Raw genomic sequence first — 2,316 nt, forward strand, 5'->3', positions numbered from 1 at the left:
ACGCGAAAAGGAAGTTCAGATCGAAACGACAAGTACAGATCGCTTGCGAATAGAAACAAAAAAATAGAGCGATTAGGATGATAGAGAATTGTTCAAGCGCTCGGTAGCAGCCTGACGACGGTAGCTATCAGACTTAATCTCAAAGATCGTGCCAAGATGAACCAAGCGGTCTACAGCAGCAACCGTCATCATCGAATCGGAAAAAATCGCATCCCACTGACTGAAAGGCTGATTAGCAGTGATGAGAAGACTTTTACGCTCATAGCGATGAGCAATCAACTCAAACAACACCGAAGTTTCCGCCTCAGATTTCTTGACCTAACCGAGATCGTCAAGCACTACCAAGTCAAAACGGTCGAGCTTCCTGAGTAAAGCTGGCAGTTGCAGTTGTAATTTAGCGTACTGCAACTCTTGGACTAGAGCATTGGCAGCAAAGAACTTCGCTCGCTTGCCCAACTCTACCATCCGACGAGTCAAACCAGCAGCCAGATGAGTTTTCCCCACCCCAGACGGACCGAAAATCAGACAATTTCCAGCTCGCTCTAACCAAGAAGTATCTTCAGCTAACTGCATTAATGGAGCAGGATTGAACTGAGGGCAATGTCTAAAATCAAAGTTGGAAAAACTTTTTGCGGTGGGAAGTTGAGCCTCGGCGAGTGCCCGTTGCAACCGGAGCGCGCCAGGGCGATGTGTTTCTTGTGCGCATAATGCCAGTAAGAATTTGGCATAAGACCATTGCTCCAAGGTTAGCTTGGTGTTCCATTGATTCCCAGTGAGCGAGCATAGGAGTCAGTCGCAGTTGCTTGAGGTAAAGAATTAGGTGCTGGTGAGGACTGGGGGCTGTTATTGGGGAAATCGGACTGGGGATTGTGTCCGTGGGGTTTGGACTCAATGAGTTGGTCATAGCTGGAAAGGTCATGTTGTGTAACGGTCAATTGTGGAAAACTCTCAGGACAATCCTGCCGAAATTGGTGTTGAAGTCGCTTGAGACTTAGGGTTTGAGCCTTTAATTCTCGTTCTAAATAATCAGCCACAGCCGCTTCCTGGTTTTGGGTTGCCGCAATGTACAAGGATTCAACTATTAAGACGGCAGCCGTATCCAGGTCGAATTGAGCAGTCAGTTCTAACCATCGTTCTCGAAATGCTGGAGTGGGTAGTAAGTCTTGTTGCCAAGCTAGGTAAATAAAAGCTCTAGGCTGGCGGCGCAAACCTTCAATTATATGTCTGTAGTTAATACACCGTCCCCGTCTTTTCTCAGGGTTAGTCACCCGCAGTCGTGGTAGCTCGACTACTAACTGGGTACCTAAATAGCCTAAGATCCGGTCATGATAAAGATGTAATTCTATTTGCCGTCCAATCAATCGGGATGGCACGGTATAAAGAATGCAACGAACTTCAACCGTGCTTCTGGTGCTGACCCAAGCGCTTAAAATTTCATACTCAGGGATGCGATATTTTTGTAATGATTGGAGATGGGGTTTTTCCTGCTCATACTTCTGTTGACATTGCTGATTGAGTTTGGCAACCGCGGCTTCAATCAGTAATCGATATTCGTTTAGACTTTGGAAATCGTTACTACCACGCAGGTAAATGGCTTGTTTAATCCGATTTTTGAGATGACCGTGGGGAGATTCGATTGCGCCATTTTCATGGGCAACGCTTGTATTGTTGCGAGTCGGTTGCATTCGGTAATGGTCGCACAGTTCATCGTCCAAACGCGCGTTTCGGTACGCTGCGCTTAGACTATCTGTCCGATGTTGTTTGGGTACGCCACCGCAAGCTGTGAGCGCATTTTGTAATCCTTCGGCAAGGGCGATGAAACTTTCTAAAGCCTTGAATAATCTGGGCCTATTGCCAACCACTGTAGGCGAGTCGATAGTGATAGAGCAAATGCTCGAACGGCTTGCCAGCAATAGTTATCTCCATCCCTTTGAGTTGGGTAAAGTCGGATAGTCCCATCACACCTGGTTCGTGACGCAACTCAAACATTACTTCTGGACTTGGCCCATGTAGAGCTTTCCAAGTTTGAACTCGTCGTTGAATAGTTCGCAGTACTTGGGGATATTTGTCTGGATAAGTGTCTTGTAGATATTCAAATAGGGTCATCGGTTTGAGCCGAGGTTCCTTTTTGAGCATTGGCTCTAGTTCTTTGTCCCATACATCCCCTAATGGGTCTTGGGTGCTGCTATGACTTTTGACTTTGCCACGATTGGGTTGATGTTGCCCTGCTTCGATACGTTGACCCGTTCTTTCAGATATTTCAGCGATATACGCTGCTTTGGTTTGATTCAAACCAATTTTTCTTGCGTTCATATA

2 pseudogenes are annotated in these 2,316 nt (G+C 46.4%); both read right to left on the minus strand.

Annotated elements, in window-relative coordinates:
- Positions 1-72 precede the first annotated feature (72 nt).
- Positions 73-714 (minus strand): annotated as a pseudogene (gene istB / locus AC2VE5_RS25975) (IS21-like element helper ATPase IstB).
- Positions 611-2,316 (minus strand): annotated as a pseudogene (istA, locus tag AC2VE5_RS25980) (IS21 family transposase); the annotation flags it as partial. The pseudogenes istB and istA, both read right to left, overlap by 104 nt.

It is taken from the genome of Aliterella sp. E5.1, assembly GCF_057473825.1.